The following is a 26388-nucleotide window of genomic DNA, read 5'->3' as shown; positions in this document are numbered from 1 at the left end:
CTTAGAGTCTGATTTGTTTGTTAACCAAAGTTCCTTCATTTCTTACAAAGCCTTTAACTCAAAACGTTAATTTTTTATCGCAATCAACTATAAATCAATTTTTTGAGTTAATTTTATAATTCCCCCTTTTCGTTTCAAAATTCCCACATAAATGCTTTTGAGTTAACTTTTTGCTCGATTGGATTAATCGTCACTTGATTGATAAAGTAATTTTAGATAATAATTTTAGCAGTATAGAATTAGCCATAATAATAGACATTATTTATATGTCATATTGAAACTAAACGACTTATTAAACGAACTAAAACAACATCCCCATGAAAGCGATATCAAATAAATCTAAAATAGTTTTTCTTTCTACATTTCCTCCAACGCAATGTGGAATAGCAACTTATACTCAAGACACCATAAAAGGAATTACGGATGTATTTGGTAAATCAATTACTTGTCAAATTTGTGAATTGGTAGATAAACCAAAAGCAAATCCAACGCAAGCCTACACTTTAAACACAAGAAACAAAGAAGAATATACTAAAGTTGCGCATGAAATCAACAAAGACAAATCAGTTAAATTAGTTCATATTCAGCATGAATTTGGTTTGTTTGGAGGGAATTATGGAGACTATTTATTAGATTTTTTGAATGAAGTCAAAAAACCACTTACTTATACTTTTCATAGCGTAATCCCAAACCCGAACGACGAACTCAAAACTTTTGTAAAATTGCTGCTTTCTTATAGCAATTCGGTTTTTGTAATGACCAATCAATCCAAAGAAATTTTGATGAGAGATTATGGTATTAATGAAGACATTATTACTTGCGTACCACACGGAACTCATATTGTAATTTATGAAACTCCACAACAAGCCAAAGAAAAATTCGATATTCAGGAAAGAAAAGTGTTATCTACTTTTGGACTTTTAGGAGAAGGGAAAAACATTGAAACAGGTTTACAGGCATTACCAAAAATTGTCGAAAACACTCCAAATGTTCTTTATTTAATTATAGGAAAAACACATCCAAATCTAATAAAAGATGGAGTTGATGCTTATCGCGATAAATTGGAAGGTATTGTAAAAGAATTAAAACTAGAAAATAATGTTCGTTTTATAAATGAATATCTTGATACAGACGAACTTTTGGATTATCTAAAAGCTACAGACATTTACTTGTTTACTTCAAAAGATCCAAACCAGGCAGTAAGCGGCACTTTTTCTTATGCAATGAGCTGTGCTTGTCCAATTGTAGCTTCAAAAATTCCGCATACATTAGAAGTTCTAACTCCGGATTCCGGAATTCTTGTTGATATTGGAAACGTAGATCAATTTTCTGAAGCAGCTATTAAATTACTTTCAGATGAAAATCTAAGAGAAGAAATGGGAAAAAATGCTTTTAGAAAAACGCGCGCTTCTTCTTGGGAAAATGCCGCAATCACACACATGAATACTTACAAAGAGCTTTTTGAAAGCCCTTCTGAAATAAAATATACCTATCCTTCAATTCAATTGAGACATATCAAAAAAATGACAACCGATTTAGGTATCATTCAATTTAGTAAAATCTCAATTCCGGATCTTGAATCAGGTTATACGCTAGACGATAATGCGCGCGCTTTGATTGCGCTTTGTATGCATTATAAATTGACGCAAGACAAAGACGATTTAGCTTACATCTTGATTTATTTAGATTTTATCGAACGTTGTCAGCAACCAAAAGGCGATTTTATCAATTATGTAGATCAGGAAAACCGCGAACATGTGGAGCAAAATGCCGAAGTAAATTTAGAAGATTCAAATGCCAGAGCGATTTGGGCTTTAGGAACTGTGGTTTCAAACGCAGCCATTTTACCGGAAGGTATCACGAAAAAAGCAACAAAATGTTTGCTGAATTCCTTGAAATGGGCCGAAAATATTCAATCGCCGCGTTCTATTGGTTTTGCAACAAAAGGTTTGTATTTATATCACACAGCTGTTCCTAATTTATATGTTGCCGCGATTATTAATAAACTGAATGCCAAATTGCTTTCTAATTATGAAATTCACGCTTCAAGTGATTGGAAATGGTTTGAAAACTATCTGACTTACGGAAATGGAATTCTACCGGAATCTATGCTTTATGCTTATCTAACAACCAATAAACCAATCTATAAAAAAGTAGCTTTGGATTCTCTTGACTTTTTAATGTCGAAAATGTTTACCGATAAAAATTTCAAAGTAATTTCTAACAACGGATGGTTACACAGAGATTCAGAAGCAGATGTAAACGAATATGGAGAACAGCCAATTGATGTTGCTTACACGATTCAAACTTTAAATTCATTTTATAATGCATTTGGCACAGCCGAATATAAAAACAAAATGAAAATCGCTTTTAACTGGTTTTTAGGCAAAAATCATCTCAATCAAATTATGTATAATCCTGTAAGTGGCGGCGGTTATGACGGTTTGGAAAAAGAAAACATCAATTTAAATCAAGGTGCAGAATCTACAGTTTGTTATCTTACTGCAAGATTAATCATGGAAAATCTTAAATTAGCAGAAATAAAAGTAATTCCGTTAATAAAAAACAGAAGCGGCATTGCTATAAATTCATAAAGAATCAAACGATAATAGACTGACCAAAATTCTATTAAACCCAGAAAATCCCTTTTAACGAAGGGATTTTTTGTTTTTACTTCTATTCTATTTCAATAATAATAATAATAATACTAACAATACACTCTTTTTGTTATTCCCAGAAATGGAAAAAAAATCAGTAAAAATCTGTTTAAACCCGCGTCATCCGCGTGCCATTCAACAACTTTCCTGATTTTAACATTTCCCGCCAAACGATACAATAATCTCTTTATTGTGTACTGCTATGTTAATTATATAAACTTCCTAAAAAGTTGTGTAAGATTTCTTCTGTATTTCCAGAGTAATTTTATACTTAACAATCAGAAGATATAAGACCACTTAAACAACTGGTTTTCAATTATTAGATTTAACTTAAAACATAGTATTTTGATTTTCACTTTAAAAAATACATTCACAGAAATTGGAAATGCAACATTGTTTGCAAAGCAGTTTTTTAAGGAAGTTTTTGTACCTCCTTATGAGGCCAAAGAGTTCTTGAAACAATGTTATGTTATAGGTTATAAATCGCTGCCATTAGTAGCTATAACCGGATTTATAATGGGTTTGGTACTTACGCTTCAATCGCGACCAACGCTTGTAAAATTTGGTGCCGAATCATGGTTACCGGGAATGGTTGCACTTTCTTTAATTAGAGAAATTGCGCCGGTAATTACCGCTTTGATCTGCGCCGGAAAGATTTCGTCAGGAATTGGTGCCGAATTAGGTTCTATGAAAGTAACAGAACAAATTGATGCAATGGAAGTTTCAGCCATAAATCCGTATAACTATTTAGTTGTAACGCGCATTTTAGCTTGTACATTAATGGTTCCGCTTTTAGTAATTTTTGCAGATGCTGTTGGAATCATTGGCGGATATGTTGGTATTAATATTCATGGCGATGTAAACTTTTACCGCTATCTGACTCAAATTCTGCAATCATTAGAATTTCTGGATTTGATTCCGGCTACAATTAAAACATTTTTCTTCGGATTTTTTATTGGAATGATTGGATGTTTTAAAGGATTTAATGCCTCAAATGGAACCGAAAGCGTTGGTAAAGCAGCAAATTCAGCAGTTGTAACCGCTTCTTTAACCATCTTTATTCTCGATATGGTCGCAGTTCAAATAACCGATTTATTCTTTTAAAAATGATCAAGGAAAAAGAAAATACAGAACCTAAAACCAAAGTAAAAAGCAAAACGCCAATCATTGAGATTAAAGATTTGCACAAAACTTTTGGTGCCAATAACCAAATCCTGAAAGGTGTAAATCTTACCGTAAACAAAGGCGAAGATTTAGTAATTCTAGGACGTTCAGGCTCAGGAAAATCAGTTACAATAAAATGCATTGTTGGATTGATTGAACCGGATCAAGGCGAAATAAAAGTTTTTGATGAAAATGTACTTCATCTAACCAAACCTGAATTGAACGAAATCAGAGTTCGAATTGGATTTTTGTTCCAAAGTGGCGCTTTGTACGATTCAATGTCGGTTAGAGAAAATTTGGCATTTACATTAAAAAAACACAAAAAAGAATTATCCGCCGAAGAAGTCGAAAGCGAAATCATGGAAGCTCTCGATAACGTAGGATTAAGCGATGCAATTGACAAAATGCCATCTGAATTATCGGGCGGAATGCAGAAAAGAATTGGCTTAGCCAGAACTTTAATCCTTAAACCTGAAATCATTTTATACGATGAACCAACAACGGGATTAGACACGATAACTTCAAGAGAAATAAGCGAATTGATTCTCGATATCAAACACAAACGCAAAACAACTTCGATCATTATTACGCATGATATGGCTTGCGCCAAATTAACTGCCGACCGAATTATGGTTTTGAAAGACGGAGTGATTCACGCCGAAGGAACTTATGAAGAATTAGAAAAAGACGAAGACGAATGGGTTCGCTCATTCTTTGAATAAAGCAAAATAAAAATTAGAAATCTTAGAAATCATGGAGAAGCAATCTGGATATACTTGGAAATTAGGAATGTTTGTAACAATAGGTTTACTGCTTTTTATTCTGGCAGTATATTTTATTGGAAAACAAAAAAATCTATTCGGGTCAACATTTCACATCTCATCCCGATTTAAAACCGTTAGTGGTTTAGAAGTCGGAAATAATGTTCGGTTTTCAGGAATCAACATCGGAACGGTTGAAGAAATCAGATTAATTAATGATTCTTCTGTCGTTGTGTCGATGGTCGTAAAAGATGAAGTTCGCAAATTTATTAAAACAGATGCGCGCGCCAGTATTGGTTCTGACGGATTAATGGGTGATAAAGTTTTGACTATTACTCCCGGCATAAAATCTACAAAAATCATCGAAAACAATGGCGCAATTGCTTCTATTGACGGAATCGAAATGAATGATATAATGAAAAGTGTCAAAAAAAGTGTCGATAATGTTGGTGTTATTTCTGATGAACTTGCGATTTTTAGTCATTCTATGAATAACGGAAACGGTGCTTTGGCAAGATTAGTTCGAGATGATAAAATGGCAAACAGTGTTTCGAATACCTTATCAAATTTAGAATCAGGAACCAAAGGTTTTAGCGATAATATGGAAGCTGCCAAAAGTAACTTTTTGTTGAGAGGATATTTCAAGAAAAAAGAGAAACAAAAGGAAAAACAAAAAGAAGAACTGAAAGAGAAAAAAGAAGAAAAGGCCAAAGAGGAAAAAGAAGCAAAAGCTAAGGAAGACAAAGTCAAAGAAGATGCTAAAAAGCAGGAAAAGCAAAAAGAAGACGACGCTAAAAAAGATTCTGAAAAAGCTAAATCGTAAAATGTGATTTGTGAAATGTGAAAATGTGAGTTATGAAAATGTGACTTGTGAAATGTGATTCTAAAAATGGTTTAAAATATCTCTATATGCCTGTATCTTATAAAAATATAGCCCTTAAAACTCTAAAAATAACCGGAATTACAATTGCGAGTATCTTGCTTTTAATATTTTTGATTCCGTTGTTATTTCCCGGAGCAGTTGCGTCTGAAGTAAAGAAAATTGCTAATGAACGCTTAGATACCAAAATGGATTTTACGAAATCAAGGTTGTCATTTTTTACGCATTTTCCTTCGCTTACAGTTTCGCTTGATGATTTATCATTGACAGGTTCAGCTCCATTTCGCAATGATACTTTGCTAAAAGCAGAACAAGTTGCTTTTGGGATTAATTTGAAAAGATTGCTTTTTGACAATGAAGTAAAAATTAATAAACTCTATGTTTCTAAAGCTTTAATCAATATAATGGTCAACCAAAAAGGAGAAGCCAATTATAATATTTATGTCGCTCCCGAAGATCGTGATAAAAAACCAAACGATCCAAATGAACCGGAAGAAGGAACTGCAATTCGCTTAGAACGAATAGATTTGAAAGATTGTCACGTAAAATATAACGATCGTTCTGCCAAAATTTTGGTCGATGCAAAAGGCTTTAACTATATTGGAAAAGGAAATCTTAGTGAAGATATTTTTGACTTAAATACAGATGCGAGAATCGATAATGTTGATTTCTACTACGACAGAACTGCATATCTGCGAAAAAAAGAAGTTCGAGCCGATTTAATTACAAGAATCAACACGCACGCACTTTCATTTATTCTTCAAAAAAATGAGTTACGAATTAACAAATTACCGCTGAAGTTCACCGGTTTATTTACCATTTTAAGAGACGGATATAAAATCAATATCAAAGCAGCATCAGAAAACACAACTGTAAAAGATTTATTATCTGTAATGCCTCCGGAATATTTGAAATGGATGGATGAAACCGAAATCTCCGGAAATAGTGATTTGCTTTTTACTTTTAAAGGAGATTATAATGTTGCCAAAAAGCTGAAACCAGATTTGGCTTTTGATCTTAAAATTGATAAAGGTGCTATAAATTATCAAAATGCCCCTGCTCCATTAACCGGTTTTCATATGGATTTAAATGCGGTTTTACCTTCGCTTGACGTAGAAAAACTTTTGATAAATCTAAAAACTTTTAAATTTAAAGTTGCCGAAAAAGATTATTTCACAGCTTATTTGTATAGTAAAGGTTTTAATGAAATGACGGTCGATGCAAGCGTAAAAGGCGCATTAGATCTTGCAACCGTAGACGCCGCATTAGGTTTGAATACCATAGAATTAAAAGGAATCCTGAAAACAAATATTCAGGCAAAAGGTATTTTTAGTACTTCAAAAAAACTATTTCCGAAAACTATTGGCGGAATTTCGTTGCGCAACGGCTGGCTAAAAACGGACTCTTATCCTAACCCAATTACTGACATTACTTTTATCGCCAATGTGCTAAATAAAGCAGGAACATTCAAAGATTTGATTGTTGCAGTTGCTCCGGCTTCTTTTGTTTTTGAAGGAAATCCGATGTATGTCAACGCCGCTTTATCTGACTTTACTGACTTGGCTTATAATGCAAAAATTAAAGGCGAACTGAATGTTGGACGTATTTATCAGGTTTTCTCTCGTAAAGGACTTGATGTAACCGGTTATGCAAAAGCAGATCTTTCGCTAAAAGGGAAACAAAGTTACGCCACAAAAGGAGAATATAATAAACTTGATAATAAAGGCACAATTATATTAAAAAATATAAAAGCAACTTCAGAATTATTTCCGAAATCCTTTTTTATCCAACAAGGAAATTTCCGTTTTCAGAATGAGAAAATGTGGTTCGAAAAATTCGATGCTACTTATGGAAAATCTGATTTTGCGATTAACGGATATTTACTCAACACCATAAATTATTTTATGGAATCGCACGGAACTTTGAGCGGGGATTTTAATATGCATTCTAAACTCATCAATGTCGATGAATTTATGGCGCTCAAAAAAGGTGAAAACACTGATCGAAATCTTGAAGTTGAATACGCCAAAGAAGATCATCCAAAAATGAGCGGCGTTGTAATCGTTCCGAAAAACTTAAATGTTGCACTTACCGCAAATGCCGATAAAGTAGAATATAACGGTTTGGTTTTAAACAAACTCAACGGAAAAGTTGGTATTACAAAAGAAGGTTTTTATTTAGACAATGCCACTTTCAATATTATCGATTGTCTCTTGGGAATAAATGCTACTTATAAAGATGAATCACCAACCGCAGCACATTTTGATGCTCATTTTACAGCCAAAGATTTCAGCGTACAAAGAGCTTACAAAGAAATTCCGATGTTTCATGATATGGTTACCGTCGCTGAAAAAGCACAGGGAATTATCTCTGTAGATTATAAAGTAAAAGGTGATCTGAACGGAAATATGGGACCAATTTACGAATCTCTTGAAGGCGGAGGAACAATAAACTTGCGTGATGTAAAAGTAAAAGGATTGAAATTATTTGACGGAATTAGTTCTAAAACCGGACAAAAAGGACTTGACGATCCTGGTTTGAAAGGAATCGAAATCAAATCGTCTATAGACAATAATTTAATCCACATCGAACCATTCACGTTTAGCGTGGCAAGTTTTAAACCAACAATAAAAGGAACTACAAGTTTTGACGGACTTCTTGATTTAAGAATGCGATTAGGATTGCCTCCTTTTGGACTCATTGGTTTCCCGATTGTTATTACCGGAACGCACGAAGATCCAAAAATTAAAATCTTTAGCAAAACAGGACAAAAAATTGATGATGCCGTTTATGATGAAAAACACAATAAAGTCATTCGGGAAGAAAAAGTAAGCAAACGAAAAAGTTAAATTCAAATGAAAACTAAAAAAACAAAACAAAGCAGTGCTTTCGAAAAATTTGCTACCAATGTCTCTAAAGCTGCCGGAAGCACACCAGCTTTTATAGGCGCATTTTTGATTGTGGTTGCATGGGCAGTTTCCGGTCCTATTTTCGATTATTCAGAAACCTGGCAATTGGTTATCAATACCGGAACGACAATTATTACTTTTCTGATGGTTTTTTTGATTCAGAAAGCGCAAAACAAAGATTCTCTTGCTATTCAGCTTAAGCTAAATGAATTGGTTGCTTCAAACGAATATTCAAGTAATAGTCTGGTTGATATCGAAAGTATGACGGAGGACGAAATGATTATTGTTCAAAAATACTATCACAGATTAAGTGAACTTGCTAAGAAAGACGAAAGCATCAGAAATTCTCATTCTATTGCCGAAGCGCACGAACAACATGAGCGTAAGGACAAAAACAGAACGAAATTAAGTACCCGAAATATTACCAAAAAATGAAACTACGTTCCACCGAAACTTTCTGGCCTCTAAAAAATGCCATGCTAAACAGTTATCCCTCAATAACCAAAGATATTGACACGGAAATTTTAATCATTGGCGGAGGAATAACGGGAGCATTAATTGCCTATAAATTAATAAACGACGGAAAAAAAATAGTTCTCGTTGATCGTCGCGATGTTTGTAATGGAAGTACGGCGGCAAGTACCGCTTTACTTCAATATGAAATTGATGTTCCGTTACATAAACTAATAGAATTAAGAGGTTTAGAATGTGCCGTTGACAGTTATAAGAATGGAAAAAAAGCCATTTTTGATTTGCGAAATATCATCGATACCATAAAAAGTGATTGTCAGTTTGAATTCAAAAAAAGCATTTATTTTACTTCCGTGAAAAAGGATATTCCGTTTTTGAAACGAGAATTTGAAGCCCGAAAAAACTCCGGATTTGATGTAACCTGGTTAAGCAAATTCAATTTGAAAGAAATGGGATTAAATGCGCTCGCAGCAATCGAATCAAAAACTGCCGCAGTTATGGATCCTTATAAACTCGCACAAGATTTATTGTTTTATTGCCAGGAAAACGGAATGCAAATTTTTGACCGTACAAATATTGTTAATATTCAAAACCAAAAAGAAAAATGTATTGCTCGTACTGAAAACAAATTTACCATTACGGCAGATCATATTATACATTGCAGCGGTTACGAAAGCATTGAAACATTGACTGAAAAAGTAGTTGATCTAAAAAGTACGTTTGTAATTGCTTCAGAAAATCTACCTGATTTACCAGTGGCTTTTAAAAATGCAATATTCTGGAATACAGCAGATCCATATTTATATTTTAGAGCAACGGCCGACAATCGGATTATTATTGGCGGTGGCGATGAAGACTTCAAAGACGCTCAAAAACGTGATAAATTATTGCCGAAAAAAGAAGCGTATTTACAAAAACAATTTCAAAGAAAATTTCCACTTATCGATTTCAAAATAGATTATTCCTGGGCAGGAACTTTTGGCGAAACAAAAGATGGTTTACCCTATTTCGGAAAACCAGATCCCAAAAAAAACGAACATTACGTCCTCGGATTTGGAGGTAACGGAATCACTTTCAGCGTTCTGGGAATGAATTCGATTCTTGATTCTATTGATGATAAAGAAAATCAGGATTTGGTTTATTATAAGTTTGGGCGTTAGAAAAGGTTCTGAGTTTCTAAGGTTCTGAGGCTCTAAGTTTTTTTCTTAGTAGCTTAGCAACTCAGAACCTTAGCAACTTATACTACAAATAATCCTGTCTTATTGGTGTAAATACATCAACAACTTCACCTGCTTCGAGAATTTCTATAGAATGCTCGACATTTGCAGGAATCGAATACGTATCGCCTTCTGATAACGGAAATTCATTACCGCCAAACTTCAAGTTGTATTTACCTGAAATTACGTAACCACTTTGCTCATTAGGGTGTTTATGAAACGGAACATTATCTGTTGCTTTATACAACATTTTTGTCACCATAGAATCTGTACCTATTGAAAGTACTACAAAATCAACTCCTAAAAACTGTCTTGAAACAGCTTCTTCTTTTTTTACAATGTTTTTCATTTATTTATTTTTAAGGTTCTAAGTTCCTGAGTTGCTAAGGTTTTGAGCTTTTACTTAGTATTTTAGCAACTTAAATTATGGATAATCCTTTCTTAATGATGTAAACACATCAACTATTTCGTCCAGCTTCGGGAAGTTCTATAAAATGTCCGACGTTTGCAGAACCTAAATTTCCTCTTTTTGAGATAATAAGTCCCTGAGTTAGTAGGGTTCTAGGAAAAAACTTAGAACCTCAGAACCTTAGTCACTTAGAACCTCTAAAAGAACCTAAACCTTAAGCTCCATCTGAATATTACAACGCTTATAAGGCGTTGCCAATCCATATACTTTTTGGAAACCGAGTTTATAATACAAATTAATTGCGGGTTTTAAGATGGTGTTACTTTCCAGATATATCTTTTTTGCTCCAGCTTCTTTAGCGCTTTTTACAATTTCCTGACCAAGAAGAAAGCCAATATTTTTGCCTTGTGCTTTTGGTGAAACCGCCATTTTTGCCATTTCGAAATCATAATCAGAATCTTTCATTTTTATTAAAGCACAAACTCCAAGAGGTTCATCGTGATATAAAGCCACGAAAATTTTACCTCCTTTATCTAAAATATATTCCTGTGGATTATCCAAAGCTTTATAATCTGCTTCTTCCATTTCGAAGTACGTCGAAATCCATTCTACGTTTAATTGTTTGAATGCATCAAGATATTGAGGTTCGAATGGTACAATTTTTACATCCTGGCTTTCGCGCAGCTTTTTTTGTTCGTTTACTCTTTTAAACAAACTTTTTTGCTCCAGTAAAAATTCCCATTCTTCAAGTGCTGCCCAAAGATTGTGAGTTGATTCGGTAATTAAACCGTCAACAGCAGCTTCGACATCTTTGAGTTGTTGCTTTAATTCTTTCGAAAATTCTTTGCCTTTTTCGGTTAAACCAACAATATTTCGGCGTTTATCATTGCTTTTCAAGCTTTCTTCGACTAAACCTGCCGCAATCATTTCCTGAACAATCTTACTCACCGATGGTTGCGAATGTCCAATTTCGTTGGCGATTTCTGTAATGGTTATTTCGCGTTCTTCTATAAGCGTATAAAAAACCGGAAACCATTTTGGCATAAAATTCATGCCATAAGACTCATATATTTTAGCAGCATCGTCGGTTATCATTGCTGTCATTAAACGTAATCGGCTTCCTAAAGCCACCTTACCTACTTTATTGAAAAATTCCATATATAATTAATTACATAACTAGTTATGCAAATGTAATTAAAAATTATTTGTGACCAAATATTTTTTTAGGTTCAGAGTTGCAAAGTGACAAAGGGTTACTTGGAGGAAAAGGCAATTATTGAAATGATTTTATATGGATGAAACTAGAATCCTAGCCCTGATGGGAGGGAAAATCCTTTTGTGCTGGGTTTCGGCACAAAAGATTGGAAGGAACAGCAGGAAATAGCTCCTTATAAAAAATATAAACATAAAAAAAGACGTATTTTCTTTACGTCTAATCTTTGCCGAGACGCACTGCTGTGCGCCTCTACGGTAAAACCTATTTTGCCTTTGATTCTAAAAAAGCTTAGCCCCTCAGAACCTTACTCCCTTAGAACCTTTTCCTAAGCTGTAATAGCTAAAGGATTTAAATTAAATTTATATTCTTTTGGGCTACAATTGAATTTTTGTTTGAAGATTTTAGAGAAATAACTTCTACTTGTAAAACCAATGCAATACACTATTTCGGAGATATTTAAGTCTGAAGTTCTGATTAGAATTTCGGCTTTCATCACTCGCATATGTGTGATGTAATCGTTTACGGTTCTATTGTGGATCATTTTAAAACCTTCCTGCAATTTATTTGGAGACAAACCTGATTTTTTGCTCAGTGATTTGATTGTAAAAGCTTCTTCGGGATTGGCTTTTATAGTTTCAGAAAGTTCTTTTATTTCTTCCATTTCTTTGAGAGTCAAACAATTTGAATCTTTTGGTAAAGCATTTAAATCATCTGTGTGTTGCTGAATTTCCATTGCCAGAATGATTCTTAGAATACCTTCTTTTAGTAAATTTCTAACGATTCCGGTTTGTGTAACGGCGTTTAATTGTTCAATTTTTTCAGAAATTTTCAAGTTATACGAACCGATATAAAAGAAATCCTGAACGGCATTATTTTCAAAAAAAGTTTCTTTGACCTTTTGATTCAAAGAATGCATTTCGTTTTGTTCTTCGTTTTCAGTACCTACGATGATTAAAGTAAATTTTGTTTTCTTGTCTTTTTCGAAAAATAAAACATTATCCTGGCTTTCTTTTGAAGTAACTATTGCGGTTTGAAAAGTTTTAAATTTTCTTTCTTCTCCCGAAAAACCAAAACTATGAGAAAGACTTCCCTTTGAACAATATGCAAAATAAACCGGCGATGATTTAACGTTTAAAATATCCAAACGAACATTTGTTGAGAAAGTCATATCAAATTGTACATATGAAATATTATCATTGAAAGACGCGCCAATAATAGAACCTTTTGCAAAATTATTATCCACTTCAAGTTTATATTCTTCTAAATCGAAAGTCACTTTTCCGTTAAAATTTGCATTTAACTCATTAAATATATCTTGAATTTTCTCTGTATTTATAGTAACTGTTTTCATTTTGTTCCGATTTAAAATTCTATAATGTCTTGTGATAGATTTGTGCTCAAGAAATAGTATTCTTGTATAGTAAAATCATATTTCAAAGTTCGCCTTAACCTGTGCGAATAATGTTATATAATTTTCTGCTTTTGTTTTATAATTACTTATAAATGATTATTTTAACTCAAACAAAATATTTCTTAATTCAAAACATGAAAAGTTTCTCCTTTCAACCTATAAGTAATAATGACGCTAACATTTTGATTCTAGGCACAATGCCCGGAACAAAATCGTTAGAAATTAATCAGTATTATGGACACAATCAGAATAATTTCTGGAAATTTATGTTCTTGATTCTAAAGGAGGATTTCTCTACGGATTACGAAACCAGAAAGGCACTTTTGCAGAAAAATAAAATTGCGCTTTGGGATATTCTTCAATATTGTGATCGCGTTGGAAGTCTGGACAGCGCAATCAAAAACGAAATTGCTAATGATTTTGAGACGTTTTTAAAACAACATTCCAACATAAAAACCATTTTCTTTAACGGACAAAAAGCGGCGGCATTTTTTAAGAAATATGTTCATTTAGAGAAACAATATCAACTTATTACGCTTCCGTCCACAAGTCCTGCAAATGCAAGTAAATCGTTCCAGTCTAAACTTGACGAATGGATGATTATCGCTGAACATTAATAATTCTGTCGATAATAATTAAGGTATTAAACGTCTAATAAAAAAAGGTGAAAGTTGAAATCATGTAACATTTCCCATTTAAAATATAACAACAAACGTTCCTTTCTGTAATAATTTTACCATAACGAAATAAAGCCATAGAATGGATTACTGCAAAGGAAGATGAGGCTTTTCGAATTATAGATATTACTAAGAAAACTGTAAAAAGTTTAATTATAGAGGAAACATTGGTTATGTTAGTTTATTTTTGGGAAAAGCTATTCTATTTTAGGGTAGCTTTGTTTTTTTAAGTACAAACCAAAAACAAAATATTTATGAAAATTCAAACCTATTACAATCACATACGGTTTTATCCCCCACACCATTTTGTTTATTATCCGGTGCTGACGTTGTTTTTAATCGCCAGTATTTATTTTGCAATCACGAAAAACGACACTCTTATCTGGTCGTTTATTAGTGTTGGATTTGTATTTTTATTTTGGTTAGCGTTTATGCTACGCCAGCATTACTCACTCATTTTACAAAACCGAATCGTTAGATTAGAAATCCGTTATCGTTATTTTACCTTAACGGGAAAACGATTTGAAGAAATCGAATATAAATTAACAGACGATCAAATATTTGCCCTAAGATTTGCACCAGACGATGAGTTTTTACCTCTTCTTGAAGATGCCATAAAAAATAACCTTTCAGGAGATTCCATAAAAAAAGCAATCGTACACTGGAAAGCAGATTATTGTAGAGTATAGTTTTTTTTTGAGGTACTGAGGTTCTGAGGTGCTAAGGTTCTAAGGTTTTGCCTTTCCTGGAAATATCATGATTAATTATACGCATAGAATATCGTAGAGGCGCACAGCAGTGCGTCTTGACAAAGATTGGAAAACAGGTTATATAAAAAACGTTGCAAAGATGAGACGCACTGCTGTGCGCCTCTACGATAAAAAAACTTAGAACCTCAGCAGCTTAGAGACTCAGAACCTCTATTTAACCTCAAACCCTTCTTTGGTTATCTCCTTCTCCACTTTATCAATCAATTTATTGGTTTTTCCTGTAAGCCTTTTCTTTTTCCAATCGCCTTTAGCATAGATTGCTACTGTGATTATAGCCGTTACAACTGTTGAAATAGGAAAAGCCCACCAAATTCCAATTTTGCCAAGTGAAGTATTATGAGATAAAATATAAGCAAGTGGAAATTGTAAAACCCATTGCGAAACCAATGTCAGAATCATTGGAAGTGTTGTATTCCCAACCGCTCTAAAAACACCAAGCAAACACATTTGAAGTCCCAGAAATCCCCACGAAAGACATGTGATTCTTAAAAAAGTGGTTCCTCCTTCTATAACTGCTGGTTCGTTTGGCACGAAAAAAGCGATTAGATGTGGTGCAAGAACATAAGCAATCACACCAATTCCGGTTAATAATCCGAAACCTAAATAGGCGCCTAATTTTGCAATTTTTCCAGCGCGAAGCATATTTCCTGCGCCAATATTTTGTCCGACTAAAGTTGCGATTGCCATCGAAAGTCCCAATGCCGGAATCATAATAAGCTGAATCAAATTTGATCCTGCTCCATATGAAGCCACTGTTGTAGTTCCAAAATGAACAATCAAGAAAGTAATCGCTGTTAAACCAACCGCACGCATGGATTGTTCAATCGAAGATGGAAAACCAATTTTGAATGCTTTCCTGATATGTTTATAATCTGGTTTGAAATCTTTTAATTGCAAATGGATTCCGTGTTTTCCTCTGAATAAAATGGCAAAACCTATAATGATCGCCAAACTCTGAGTTGATAATGTTGCTAAAGCCGCTCCTTTTACGCCCATTGCAGGAATAAAATTCCATCCGAAAATAAACAACGGATCTAGAGCAAAATTCAGAATAACAGTTCCTAACACAATATAAACCGGCAAAGTAACGCGCCCAACTCCTCGCATTACGGATTGAAATATCATAAAGCTGAAACTAAAAACTAATCCGATAAAGGCGATTTGCATAAAACCCAAAGCATCTTTATAAACCTCTGGCGTGACTTTTAAAAGCGTCAGGAAATAGGGACTCAAAAAATACCCAATAATTGATAATCCTATCGAAACGGTAACTACCATTAATAAGGTTTGAGCCGCGACATGATTGACCATTTCTTGTTGTCCGGCGCCAAAATATTGTGCAATCAAAATTGATCCGGCAATGGCTAAACCTGTCCCTAAAGCAATTGTTAAAAAGATTACGGGCGTACTTACAGAAACTGCAGCAACGGCATCTCCGCCCAAACGCCCAACCCAAAAAGCATCAACTAATTGATAAGCGGCTTGTAATAAATTGGCAATCATAATAGGAACCGCCAATTTTAATAATGAAGAAAGTATTGGACCTTCTAATAATTCGTTTTTATTCATTTGTTATTTTATAATGTTTGTTTTGTTTTTTGCCCTCGGATTTTACGGATTAAACAGATTTTTACGGATCTTTTTTTTTTGCCACGAATCGCACGAATTTTCGCGAATTACTAGTATGTATCATTCTTACTAAGCTTAAAAATTCGTGCTAATTCGTGAAATTCGTGGCAAACTTTTTCAATAATGTAACCCGTGAAAATCTGCTTTATCCGTTTAATCCGTGGGCTATTTTTAAAGTGTATCTAGTTTATCTGCATAACCTCGAATAGTTTCTAAAGCTTCTATTCGTTCTTCGGCAGAAAAAACAGAAAGAACCTCATCTTCGGATTTTTTCATTAATGTGCGAATGTTTTTTGCCAAATTGATTCCTTCTTCGGTAAGACTTACAACATTCTTCCGTTTGTCATCTTTATCTTTTTGAACCTCAACCAAAGCTTTTTTTTCTAAAGCGTTGATACTTCTTAAAATTGACGATTTGTCTCTCATTGTCATATCTGAAAGTTCTCTTTGCGAAAGATTCTTTCGCTGCAAAATCATAATTAACGGAAGTTGTTCGAGTTGCAAATTAATTCCCGCCTCATTCATAAGTGCATTTGTACGACGAAAAATAGTTCGTTTCATTCGATGAATCTGAAAGAAAAAACTATCCGAAATTTCTTCCTTAAAAGTATCGAAATCTGTTGTTGATTTTTCCATGAGACAAAATTACAAAAAAGAGTGACATGTCAACTAATTTTTAACACAAAATCATATTGTATTGAAAATCAGACAAATTATTAAAATAATAAAATCGAAAAAATGAATTGAATGATTTTTTTTGTTAACTTTAAGTGTTAAAATCTTATTAACTAAATCTAGAGATAATCCGATGAAAAAATTACTTTATTTTTTAATAGTTTTTGCTTTTTGGTTTTCTGTTAAAGCTCAAAACACTGCTGAAATCCCTACAGATAACTCTTTATCTGTTAAACAAGACAATAATTCAAATGAATTTCAGAATGATAATGCCGAAGATTTGCCTTGGCACGGAAGACGATTTAAAGTAACAGCGGGAGCTTTTTTTCCGGTAAACAATACTCAAATTCAGGTTGGAACCACTAATGGAAATCATGGTACTGAAATAGATCTTGAAAATGATTTAGGATTCTCAAAATCAAGCAGTTCTTTTATGGGAACATTTGAATGGCGTATTTCAAGAAGATCAAGGTTAAATTTTGAATTCTTTGCTTTGGACAGAAGTTCATCCAAAACACTACAAAGAGAGATTGATTTTGGTGAACATACTTATAATATAAATACAAGAGTAAGTGCTTCTTTTGATGTTCAAATTGGGCGAATTGCTTACGGTTATGCTTTTTTATCTAAACCTAAATACGAAGCGGGTTTATTGATTGGTGCGCACGTTTTGTTTGCAGATTTAGGAATGCGTGTTGAAGCCAATCAAGCTGTTTTAGAATATAACGATAGTTTTAATTTCACCGCTCCATTACCTGATATTGGTGTTTGGGGAGAATTTGTGTTGTCTAATCGTTTTGGTCTTTATGTAAATGCCAATTATCTGGCTGTAAAAATTAACGATATCGATGGCCGAATTGTTAGTTACAATTTAGCACTTTCTTATAATGTAGTTAAAAACTTTAGTCTTACGGCAGGATATACCGGCCTTAATTTTAGAGTAGACGCTGTAAAAGAAAGATTAAGCGGTTTTCTTAAATGGGGTTACAATGGACCTACAATTACTGCTACTTATGCATTTGGAAATCATGTTAAGCTTTATAAACACTGAGGATAATTGTGAATTATTAATTGTTAGTTGTGAATCGTGAGTGAATGATTGTGAACTAATTAAACAATTGTCTACAATTTTGTCATTTCGAGCGAAGGGAGAAATCACACGCGGGATTCGACATAGATTGGCGATTTTGTTTGCGAAGTTTCTGGTGTGATTTCTCCTCCGTCGAAATGACAAGTTTGCGCAAACTAACTTTGCCTTTAATCATAAAGCTTTGCGAACTTTTCGTTTTCTAAACATAATCAACAAAAAAAACTTAGCGCACTTTGCGGTAAAATCAGCATTCTTATATTTAAATGAACTTACATCACTTATATGGTTTAATAAAAAAATAACAAACCCGATACCTTTCTCAAGATATCGGGTTCATTGCTCAAACCAAACTTAACTTAACTTAAAATTTACTAACTTATTTCTCGATTGGAGAGAATTTTATCGCTGTTCCTCCACCAGCTGCCAATTTAATATTCAATATTGTTTTACTATTTACTTGTTGTTTTGAAATTGCAACCGGATAAGGATTTGTTTTATAATTTGCTCCTGCTCCATCTTGATAAATTTCGGCTTCGTATTCTTTTCCGGCATCCAGAAATGGTAAAGCAACTTTAAGATCTCTGGCATCTCTGTTTGTAATAGATCCTAAATACCAGTTTTTTCCGTCCCAGTCTTTACGCACAATTGTGGTGTATTCTCCAATTTTAGAATCCAAAACTTTGGTATCTGACCAATTACACGGAACTTCTTTTACAAATTCAAACTCTGGTTTTCCTTCATAGTTTTCCGGTAAGTCTGATGCCATTTGCAATGGACTATAAATGATTACGTACAATGCCAATTGATTTGCCAAAGTCGTTTGAACTCTAGCTCCTGAAGGTGTTTTATAATCAAAATTGAAATTCCCCGGTGTGTAATCAAATGGTCCTGAAAGCATTCGTGTAAACGGTAAAGTCGTTAGATGTTCCGGAGTATTTCCGCCATCAACAGACCAAGCATTGTATTCCTGTCCACGTCCGCCTTCTTGAGACATAAAGTTTGGATAGGTACGCTGTAATCCTGTTCCTTTTATAGGTTCGTGATTGTCAATCATGATATGATATTTGGCAGCAGTTTCCATTACTTTTCTGTAATGACGTGCTCCGTATTGGCTGTCATGCCATTCTTTTTTATCCAAATATTTATTTACATAACCTGTTTTTACTGTATTCACGCCCATTTTCTGATACAGTTTAAAAGCATCTTCCAATTGGCTTTCATAATGTTTTGTGGCTCCCGCCGTTTCATGATGTCCTATTAATCGAACATTTTTCATGGCAGCATATTTTGTAATTTCTTCCAAATTAAAATCGGGATAAGCTTTTACAAAACTAAATGCAGATCCGTCGGCAGTCCAGTCGCCGTCCCAGCCCTCGTTCCAGCCTTCTACCAGAACGCCGTCAAAATTGTTTTTCGCAGCAAAATCAATGTATTCTTTTGTATTCTTAGTTGTCGCTCCATGTTTTGGCCCTTGTCCCCAAGTATATTTTTCTAAGTGCATTCCCCACCAAATTCCAATATACTTTGATGGTGTAATCCAGGAAAGATCTTCAATTTTCGAAGGATCGTTCAGATTTAGCATTATAGTCGAAGTTGCAACTTCTCCAGCCGTTTTACCTACAACAATGGTTCTCCAGGGTGTATTAAAAGGTGTTTCTGCATATACTTTTACGCCATCTGCCCAAGGCACCAATTCACTTTTGTATTGTTTGTCACTTGTTTTCAAAAGTGTCATTGAAGCAAAATCAGTCAAATTTGCTTCGTGAATTGCCACATACAATTTCTCTTTTGTTTCAAAAGTTGCCGGTGTATTTATGGTATCTGTTTTACTAATTGGTGTTTTGCGATACGTACTTTCGTAATAACTATTTTCGCGGTGCACCGGAATCCACCAAACATCATTGTCTGATTTAAATGTGAATTGTGTGATTTCATTAGCAATTTTTACTTTGCCCAAATGTGGCTGTTTTGGGAAAAAGTATCTAAAACCAACTCCATCATCAAAAACTCTGAAAATGATATCTACTAAGCGCTCTTCGCCTTTTGATTCTTTCAGATGAACGATTAATTCGTTATGATGATCTCTCACTTTTCTGAATTCTCCCCAAGGTTGCTCCCAGGTTTCATCAGCTGCTTTTTCTTCGGTGGAAACCACTTCAAAACCTTCTGTCATTTTCTGGATTCCCTGAAATTCAAATCCCATTAAAGAAGGTTCTATAACTGATTTTCCGCCTGACGTAAAACTATATTCAGGCTGACCTGAAGCAGTTAATTCAAAAACCAATTCGACGTTTTTTCCCGGAGAACTTATTCTGTATGTTTTTTTAGTACCAGCACTGCAGGCGTAAATTAATATTGACGCTAAAGCAATGAGACAGTATCTATATTTTATGTTTTTCATTATTTAATTGTATTAATTACAACTCTTATTTAATTTCATTTATTAACTGTTTTGCTTTTGCGGGCTGCATTGAAACAAAGTAATTAAAGGCCTGATCTAATTTTTTCTGGGCATCGGCGTCACCCTTTTTTGCTACTCTCAGATTATAAAGTTTACTGATATCAGGAAAAACTGTTTCGGTATTTTTTACACCGGCAAATGTTTTTACTTTTTCGATGTAACTGTAGCCAAATTCTGTTGTAGGTTCGAACATTGTTCCTTCTCCAAAGTCATTCCAGGTAATCAATTGCAGGTAGTTTAAATTTGCATTTTTAGCCAAAGAAAGTGTTTCATCAAGTGTGGCTCCATTGTTTGGTTCTATTGTCCAGCCAATTGCCGCCCCACCACCACCTTCGGCATAAAAATCTTTAAAACCGGGATAAGCACTTCCCATTGCAACAGAAAGTTTTGGTTTTGTATTGGTATAAAAATTAGTCAGATACGTATTGTTTTTATACACCCAGGCATATTCGCCAGAAGCATTCGCTCCAGCTTCTACAGATTGATCCCAAAGAGTTAAAAAAGTAGGTTTTGTGGTTAAGGTATTAAAAACGTTTGTCCACTCAGCGGGAGTTTGCAATACTATTGGACCGAAATTTAGCAACAATGGTTTTCCGTCTATTTTGATATAACTTGCATCGTCAAAGTAATTGTTTTGCAGGTATGCCAAATCTGTTTTTGCGGCTGCGGTTACAGAAATTGCTTTTTGAGCATCTACCACATTTTTTGTGGTTCTGTCTTCGTAAACAATCGCATATTGAAGTCCTACTTTGTCTAACATTGCAATTAATTGCTCTGTATTTTCTTTTACCATTCGGTAATCGTTGACATCGTAAGTTCCGTACCAATCGATTAAAAGTCCATCAATTCCAGAATATTTCATCAATAATAAATGATTTTCAATCACATTTTTATCGCCAGAATGATATGGACCAATTAGCGGATAATAATAGGACGCTATTTCTCTACGGCCGTTTGCTCCTACATTGTTTGGATTCTTGTTTGCCATTGTCCAGTGATATCCCCATTTTTTATCTGCACTACTTTCATTGGTTTCAAACCAAGGCATATAATGCACGTAAATCTTGGTGCTATTTGTTTTTTCAACTGCAACTGGTGCAAATGTTTCTGGTTCTGTAGGTTTGTCTGAACCTTTATCATCACTGCTGCAACCGGCGACAACCAAAGTATTCAGGACTCCAAAAAACAATAATGTGATATATCTTTTCATATTGATTTTATTTTTGATTTTATTTTTTGCCACAGATTAAAAGGATTAAAATGATTTTTATTATGCGTCCTTTTTCACCGTGTAATTATTTAAACACATAGAGACTTATTTTAATTTTTAATTCTCAATTTTTAATTTAAATAAGTTTCTATGCATTATAAATATGTCAGCCTTCCACGACTAACCAACATGGAAGACTGACACTCTAGAACCTAATTTACAGGATAACCAGGATTCTGTACCAGATTTTTATTTGTTGTCATAACTGTACTTGGAATTGGGAATATTGCTCTGTATTTTTCAGTTGGACCTTTTTCCCACCATGAATCGAAGAATGTTCCAAAACGGATATTATCTGTTCTTCTTCTTCCTTCAAATGTGAATTCTTTTAGCAATTCCTGATCGATAAAATGAAGATCTATCGTTGCTGGCATTTCTTCTCCGGCACGTGCTGTTATTTGTTGTAAAAATGGTTTTGCCAAATCCGGAGAACCTAAACGAACGTAACATTCGGCTTGCATCATTAAAATTTCGGCATAACGAATTAGAACAAAATCATGATCGCGTTCCCATTGTTCTCCGGCTTTCATTTCGTATTTCCCTAAACGAACTCCTTGATTTTCTTTAGCATCCGCTACACTTGTAACTTCTTCTGTATAAGTCAAAGGTTCTCCGTTATCCATCAAAATAACTTGTCCTGTTGCTACACTAATCTGATCTCCGGCAACCATACATTTCTTTCTTTTGTCTGTATCTGCAAATGCTGAATAAACTCCAGGTTGTGCACACATTCCGTTTGCGCTCCATGGATAATCATTTCCAGATGCCGAGATTGTCAATTTGTGTAAGTAATGACAAGACATTGAATTCATATAATTACCAACTGTTCCTGCTTTTGAATCGTAAGGAATAGCAAAAATAATCTCTGTTGATTTTTGATTTTCTGTAGCAAAATTGGCGAAGAAATCCGGCGTTAAAGTATAACCTGTAATCTTCTGACACATATTAATACAATCTTGCCAACGCGCTGTTCCAATAAAAGCTTCAGAGTTTAGATATAATCTAGCCAATATAGAATACGCCACATTTTTTGTCATTTTAGAATAAACCACGTTTCCTGTTAAATGCGGAATTGCGTCTGTTAATTCTTTTTCAACAAAATCATATACTTGTTTTCTAGTAGAATTTGATGGTAAAGAAGTATCTTCAAAATTGGTTACAATTGGCACATTTCCAAATAAGTCTAAAAGATTATAATAGTAATATGCTCTTAAAGCTTTCAACTCAGCAAAAATTGGTGCTTTTGCTGCATCTGTCAATGATGATTTATTAACCTGATAGATAATTGCATTGATTTTAGCGATTCCGGTGTAGTTATAACGCCAAGCCGAAAGAATCAAACGATTGTCAGGTTTCCAGGTATGTTTTTGAGCATCCTGATATTGTCCGCCATCGTACCAGTTTGTACCTCTTGTTGGGATTGTAGCTTCGTCCGAAACCGTTTCTTCCAGAAAGAATACGTACTCAGAAGTTGGATAATTATTAGAAATTCCATCGGCAAATCCTCTTAAGGAAGAATATGCTCCACCAACTAATGCATCGACCTCTTTTGGAGTATTTCCAAAATTTCCATCTTCTACCTTATCATATAAATCCTCGTTTAAATTGGTACATGATATCGTAAAAAGCATGCTAATTAATAGTGCTGCTGTTATTTTGATTTTCATTTTTTATATTTTTGAGTTAATTCGCTTAATTATTAAACGTGAAATTTAATCCAACAGAAATTGTCGTTGGTCTAGGATAATTGTTATACTTGTCAATTCCCGGAGCTGCCAAACCTGTTTGATCTGCACCATCTTGTGCATTTAAACCAATCTCAGGATCTACACCTTTATAACTTGTAATTACAAATAGATTTTCTCCCATAAGGTAAACTCTCAATTTTGAAGATTTTGATCTCAATGGCATTGTATAACCTACAGAAAGTGTTTGAAGTCTAAAGAATGAAGCATCTTCGATCCAGTAATCTGAATACTTTGGAGCTGATTTAATTCCACTATTTAAGAAGTCATCCGGCACGTTGAAACTTGGCAATCTGTTAGGATCGTTCAACATCATGTTTGTAGCGTTTAAAGCTTTTTGACCAAACATTCCGTATCCGGAAACTCCAAGATCAAAATTTCCATAAGTAAAATTCATTCCAATACCCATAGTCAAATCAGGCTGAATATTTCCTAAATCTGTTTTATCAGCATCTACTAAAGCACTTTCAGGAACTACAGCTCCCGCTGCATTATAGTATTGAATTTTACCATTTGCATCAAGTCCCGCATTTTTATAACCCCAGAATGTTCCAACAGGATATCCTTCGGCAATAATTTGAGAGTATTGTCCTGACATTCCTGCTAATCCGTGTAATGATCCGCTATAGATAACATCAGTTTTATAAGTTGGGTTTGAAAGTTTTTCGATTTTTTGAACGTTATGTCCTAAAGTCAAATTAGCATTCCAAGAAAATTTATCTCCTTTGATAATGTCTGCATTCAACGTAAGTTCAACTCCTTTATTCGACATTTGTCCAACGTTTGCCAACATTGTTCCAACTAAATAAGGAGGTTGTGGCACTTCGTAAGTATATAATAAATCGTGTGTGTCTTTAGAATAATATTCGAATGATCCTGTAATTCTATTAAATAAACTAAAGTCTACACCAATATTCAATTGTCTTGTTGATTCCCATTTCAAATCAGGATTTGGGTTTTGTTTTGGCGAATAAGCCAAACTCCATGTTCCAGTTTTCGGATCGTAGTAACTATCGTTTCCAACACCTAAAATAGAAAGTGATTTGTACTCACCAATTCCGTCCTGATTTCCGGTAACACCATAACCAACTCTTAATTTCAAATTGTCTAACCAGCCTTTTGTTCCGCTCATAAATTCTTCGCTCGAAACTTTCCATGCCGCAGATGCAGATGGAAATGTTCCCCATTTATTGTTATCTCCAAAACGGCTTGAACCATCACGTCTTACAGTTGCAGTCAACAAATATTTGCTGTCATAAGAATAATTTGCACGAGCATAAAACGAAACTAAATCAGATTTTCCTTTATAAGAATAAACATCTCCTAAACGATAATTGTAACCTGCACCTAAGTTGTTATAACTAAAAGCATCTGTAACGAAACCACTACGTTGCGCTCCAAAACCTTCATAAATATTCTCTAAATACGAATATCCTGCAAGAGCTCCAATCGTGTGTTTGTCAATTACTTTATTATAATTTACATAAAGTTCCCCTTGTGCATTTGCATATTCTGCGTATGTTTTTTGCGCATAACCATTTTCAGTTATACCTTCCATAACGGCGTAACTTGGTTTGTAAGTACTTCCTTTTACCGCATTATGTTCGTATGAAATATTACCTACAGCAGTAAAATCATGCAGAAATTTAACCTCCGTTTTAAAGTATCCTAATAATCTGTGTCTTTCATTATCAACAGTTCTGTTTGTTAAAATCTCAACCGGATTCTCATAAATAGTTCCCGCTACAGATGTAAATTTCCCGTTAGAATCATAAACCGGAATTGTTGGATTTAGATTATAAGTACGTTCAAAAATTCTGTAATCTAATGGATGCCATTTGTCAACATTAGCAAATAAACCCATATCAAATTTCACGTCTTTATTATCGCCAAGATATTGATAAGCACTTACGTTTCCACTTAATCTTTCTAATCCTGTAGATTTGATAACTCCTTCATTATTTAAATACGAAAGTGAAGTTCTGAAACCGCTATCCGTTTTACCAGAATTAATACTCAAAGTATGTGATTGCGAAATTGCCGTTTGCTCGACTGCTTTCTGCCAGTTTGTATTTCCGCCATAATCAATTGCATCTTTATTTCCGCTGTTGCGAACATATCCTCTCCATTGATTTGCTGATAAAAGATCTAAATTGTCAGCCACATAACCTATGCTTGATAAACCACTATACACTACAGAAACACCTTTTGTTCCTGATTTTGTAGTAATGATAATAACTCCGTTTGCTCCTCTTGATCCGTATATGGCTGTCGCCGAAGCATCTTTTAATACATCAATAGATTTAATATCTGATGGTTGAACCACGTTAATATCAACTCCTGCAATACCATCAACAACGATTAACGGGCTGTTGCTTGCTGTAAGCGAAGTTCCTCCACGTAAACGAATTGTAGAACCCGCAGCAGGATCTCCCGAAGGACGAATTATATTTAATCCCGCAACTTTTCCTTGCAAAACCTGTTCTGTAGAAGAGATTGTTCCTTTTACTAAATCATCCGCTTTAAGCGAAGAAATAGCACCCGTTAAATCTGCTTTCTTTTGCGTTCCGTATCCCACAGAAACTACCTGAACTTCTGCCAGCTGATATCCATCATTTTGCAAACGAACATCTATATTTGGTTTTGTAGCTTCGGTAATTTGAACTTTTTGAGTTGTAGATCCAATAAAAGAAACTTCAATCGAACCTCCTACGGCTACATCCAGCACAAATTTTCCGTCGAAATCTGTAGTCGTAGCATTTCTGGTTCCGGTTTCCAGAACAGAAGCTCCCGGCAATACATTTCCGGTATTGTCATAAACGGTTCCTGACACATGTTTTTTTCCCTGAGCAAACATTCCTGCCGAAAGAAAAAGCATGAAAATCATGAATACCAGCGATTTAGTAGTCCACATTTGCTGTAGGACTATTTTTTTATTTTTACTATTCATTATATCTGATGTTTAAATTTGATAGT

19 protein-coding genes are annotated in these 26388 nt (G+C 34.3%); 10 read left to right on the top strand and 9 right to left on the bottom strand.

Annotation, left to right across the window (positions count from 1 at the left end; genetic code table 11):
• Window positions 1-317: 317 nt before the first annotated feature.
• From C8C83_RS19060 to C8C83_RS19030, 7 genes are all read left to right on the top strand, one after another.
• Window positions 318-2594 (top strand): glycosyltransferase, encoded by a 2277-nt coding sequence (locus tag C8C83_RS19060; RefSeq protein ID WP_121330166.1) that lies wholly within the window; start codon window positions 318-320, stop codon window positions 2592-2594.
• Between the two features lie 408 nt (window positions 2595-3002).
• The gene (locus C8C83_RS19055; RefSeq protein ID WP_121330165.1) at window positions 3003-3761 is read left to right on the top strand and encodes an ABC transporter permease; all 759 of its coding nucleotides are present in this window, start codon (window positions 3003-3005) and stop codon (window positions 3759-3761) included.
• 2 nt (window positions 3762-3763) lie between these two features.
• On the top strand, window positions 3764-4543 hold the full coding sequence (locus C8C83_RS19050) for an ATP-binding cassette domain-containing protein (RefSeq protein ID WP_121330164.1): 780 nt from the start codon (window positions 3764-3766) through the stop codon (window positions 4541-4543).
• A gap of 31 nt (window positions 4544-4574) precedes the next feature.
• Window positions 4575-5405, top strand: a complete 831-nt coding sequence (locus C8C83_RS19045; RefSeq protein ID WP_121330163.1) for an MlaD family protein — start codon at window positions 4575-4577, stop codon at window positions 5403-5405.
• 86 nt (window positions 5406-5491) lie between these two features.
• Window positions 5492-8311, top strand: coding sequence for an AsmA family protein (locus C8C83_RS19040; RefSeq protein ID WP_121330162.1), 2820 nt, complete (start codon window positions 5492-5494; stop codon window positions 8309-8311).
• 6 nt (window positions 8312-8317) lie between these two features.
• Window positions 8318-8806 (top strand): low affinity iron permease family protein, encoded by a 489-nt coding sequence (locus C8C83_RS19035; protein ID WP_121330161.1) that lies wholly within the window; start codon window positions 8318-8320, stop codon window positions 8804-8806.
• Window positions 8803-10002 (top strand): FAD-dependent oxidoreductase, encoded by a 1200-nt coding sequence (locus C8C83_RS19030; protein WP_121330160.1) that lies wholly within the window; start codon window positions 8803-8805, stop codon window positions 10000-10002. The genes C8C83_RS19035 and C8C83_RS19030 overlap by 4 nt, the downstream gene beginning before the upstream one ends.
• Window positions 10003-10084: 82 nt before the next feature.
• On the opposite strand, the gene C8C83_RS19025 is transcribed toward C8C83_RS19030, so the two are convergent.
• The 3 genes from C8C83_RS19025 to C8C83_RS19015 all read right to left on the bottom strand — a co-directional run bounded on the left by C8C83_RS19025 (window position 10085) and on the right by C8C83_RS19015 (window position 13035).
• On the bottom strand, window positions 10085-10408 hold the full coding sequence (locus tag C8C83_RS19025; RefSeq protein ID WP_121330159.1) for a cupin domain-containing protein: 324 nt from the start codon (window positions 10406-10408) through the stop codon (window positions 10085-10087).
• Window positions 10409-10675: 267 nt separating this feature from the next.
• Window positions 10676-11626, bottom strand: a complete 951-nt coding sequence (locus C8C83_RS19020) for a helix-turn-helix domain-containing GNAT family N-acetyltransferase (RefSeq protein ID WP_121330158.1) — start codon at window positions 11624-11626, stop codon at window positions 10676-10678.
• Between the two features lie 383 nt (window positions 11627-12009).
• Window positions 12010-13035, bottom strand: a complete 1026-nt coding sequence (locus C8C83_RS19015) for an AraC family transcriptional regulator (RefSeq protein ID WP_121330157.1) — start codon at window positions 13033-13035, stop codon at window positions 12010-12012.
• A 152-nt stretch (window positions 13036-13187) separates the two neighbouring features.
• Between C8C83_RS19015 and C8C83_RS19010 the strand changes: the two genes are divergently transcribed.
• Both C8C83_RS19010 and C8C83_RS19005 read left to right on the top strand, forming a co-directional pair.
• Window positions 13188-13712, top strand: a complete 525-nt coding sequence (locus C8C83_RS19010) for a DNA-deoxyinosine glycosylase (protein ID WP_243653115.1) — start codon at window positions 13188-13190, stop codon at window positions 13710-13712.
• A gap of 314 nt (window positions 13713-14026) precedes the next feature.
• On the top strand, window positions 14027-14461 hold the full coding sequence (locus tag C8C83_RS19005) for a DUF6526 family protein (RefSeq protein ID WP_121330156.1): 435 nt from the start codon (window positions 14027-14029) through the stop codon (window positions 14459-14461).
• 231 nt (window positions 14462-14692) lie between these two features.
• On the opposite strand, the gene C8C83_RS19000 is transcribed toward C8C83_RS19005, so the two are convergent.
• Complete coding sequence (locus C8C83_RS19000; protein ID WP_121330155.1) at window positions 14693-16111, bottom strand: MATE family efflux transporter; 1419 nt, start codon at window positions 16109-16111, stop codon at window positions 14693-14695.
• 231 nt (window positions 16112-16342) lie between these two features.
• On the bottom strand, window positions 16343-16807 hold the full coding sequence (locus C8C83_RS18990) for a MarR family transcriptional regulator (protein WP_121330153.1): 465 nt from the start codon (window positions 16805-16807) through the stop codon (window positions 16343-16345).
• A 172-nt stretch (window positions 16808-16979) separates the two neighbouring features.
• On the opposite strand from C8C83_RS18990, the gene C8C83_RS18985 reads away from it, so the two are divergent.
• Window positions 16980-17897 carry a hypothetical protein gene (locus C8C83_RS18985; RefSeq protein WP_121331374.1) on the top strand — a complete coding sequence of 306 codons (918 nt, stop codon included), beginning with the start codon at window positions 16980-16982 and terminating at the stop codon, window positions 17895-17897.
• Window positions 17898-18312: 415 nt separating this feature from the next.
• Here the strand turns inward: C8C83_RS18985 and C8C83_RS18980 are convergent, their stop codons facing one another.
• The 4 genes from C8C83_RS18980 to C8C83_RS18965 all read right to left on the bottom strand — a co-directional run bounded on the left by C8C83_RS18980 (window position 18313) and on the right by C8C83_RS18965 (window position 26362).
• Window positions 18313-20337 (bottom strand): glycoside hydrolase family 97 protein, encoded by a 2025-nt coding sequence (locus tag C8C83_RS18980; RefSeq protein ID WP_121330152.1) that lies wholly within the window; start codon window positions 20335-20337, stop codon window positions 18313-18315.
• 25 nt (window positions 20338-20362) lie between these two features.
• Window positions 20363-21607 carry a glycoside hydrolase family 71/99-like protein gene (locus C8C83_RS18975; RefSeq protein WP_121331373.1) on the bottom strand — a complete coding sequence of 415 codons (1245 nt, stop codon included), beginning with the start codon at window positions 21605-21607 and terminating at the stop codon, window positions 20363-20365.
• 212 nt (window positions 21608-21819) lie between these two features.
• On the bottom strand, window positions 21820-23334 hold the full coding sequence (locus tag C8C83_RS18970; protein WP_132011851.1) for a RagB/SusD family nutrient uptake outer membrane protein: 1515 nt from the start codon (window positions 23332-23334) through the stop codon (window positions 21820-21822).
• 25 nt (window positions 23335-23359) lie between these two features.
• On the bottom strand, window positions 23360-26362 hold the full coding sequence (locus C8C83_RS18965) for a TonB-dependent receptor (protein ID WP_132011850.1): 3003 nt from the start codon (window positions 26360-26362) through the stop codon (window positions 23360-23362).
• Between the last annotated feature and the right edge of the window lie 26 nt (window positions 26363-26388).

Origin of the sequence: Flavobacterium sp. 90, from assembly GCF_004339525.1 — a bacterium.
GTDB lineage: Bacteria > Bacteroidota > Bacteroidia > Flavobacteriales > Flavobacteriaceae > Flavobacterium.
Note: the sequence above shows the minus strand (reverse complement) of the source record. Positions and strands in the feature narration are given on the sequence as shown.

Excerpts from the sequence above, each read along its gene's own strand:
- C8C83_RS18985 (WP_121331374.1), top strand. The coding sequence starts at position 16,980 with ATGAAAAAATTACTTTATTTTTTAATAGTTTTTGCTTTTTGGTTTTCT.
- C8C83_RS19035 (WP_121330161.1), top strand. The coding sequence starts at position 8,318 with ATGAAAACTAAAAAAACAAAACAAAGCAGTGCTTTCGAAAAATTTGCT.
- C8C83_RS18965 (WP_132011850.1), bottom strand. The coding sequence starts at position 26,362 with ATGAATAGTAAAAATAAAAAAATAGTCCTACAGCAAATGTGGACTACT.
- C8C83_RS19060 (WP_121330166.1), top strand. The coding sequence starts at position 318 with ATGAAAGCGATATCAAATAAATCTAAAATAGTTTTTCTTTCTACATTT.
- C8C83_RS19025 (WP_121330159.1), bottom strand. The coding sequence starts at position 10,408 with ATGAAAAACATTGTAAAAAAAGAAGAAGCTGTTTCAAGACAGTTTTTA.
- C8C83_RS19040 (WP_121330162.1), top strand. The coding sequence starts at position 5,492 with ATGCCTGTATCTTATAAAAATATAGCCCTTAAAACTCTAAAAATAACC.
- C8C83_RS18980 (WP_121330152.1), bottom strand. The coding sequence starts at position 20,337 with ATGAAAAACATAAAATATAGATACTGTCTCATTGCTTTAGCGTCAATA.
- C8C83_RS19050 (WP_121330164.1), top strand. The coding sequence starts at position 3,764 with ATGATCAAGGAAAAAGAAAATACAGAACCTAAAACCAAAGTAAAAAGC.
- C8C83_RS19030 (WP_121330160.1), top strand. The coding sequence starts at position 8,803 with ATGAAACTACGTTCCACCGAAACTTTCTGGCCTCTAAAAAATGCCATG.
- C8C83_RS19000 (WP_121330155.1), bottom strand. The coding sequence starts at position 16,111 with ATGAATAAAAACGAATTATTAGAAGGTCCAATACTTTCTTCATTATTA.
- C8C83_RS18970 (WP_132011851.1), bottom strand. The coding sequence starts at position 23,334 with ATGAAAATCAAAATAACAGCAGCACTATTAATTAGCATGCTTTTTACG.
- C8C83_RS19005 (WP_121330156.1), top strand. The coding sequence starts at position 14,027 with ATGAAAATTCAAACCTATTACAATCACATACGGTTTTATCCCCCACAC.
- C8C83_RS19020 (WP_121330158.1), bottom strand. The coding sequence starts at position 11,626 with ATGGAATTTTTCAATAAAGTAGGTAAGGTGGCTTTAGGAAGCCGATTA.
- C8C83_RS19015 (WP_121330157.1), bottom strand. The coding sequence starts at position 13,035 with ATGAAAACAGTTACTATAAATACAGAGAAAATTCAAGATATATTTAAT.
- C8C83_RS19045 (WP_121330163.1), top strand. The coding sequence starts at position 4,575 with ATGGAGAAGCAATCTGGATATACTTGGAAATTAGGAATGTTTGTAACA.
- C8C83_RS18975 (WP_121331373.1), bottom strand. The coding sequence starts at position 21,607 with ATGAAAAGATATATCACATTATTGTTTTTTGGAGTCCTGAATACTTTG.
- C8C83_RS18990 (WP_121330153.1), bottom strand. The coding sequence starts at position 16,807 with ATGGAAAAATCAACAACAGATTTCGATACTTTTAAGGAAGAAATTTCG.
- C8C83_RS19010 (WP_243653115.1), top strand. The coding sequence starts at position 13,188 with ATGATTATTTTAACTCAAACAAAATATTTCTTAATTCAAAACATGAAA.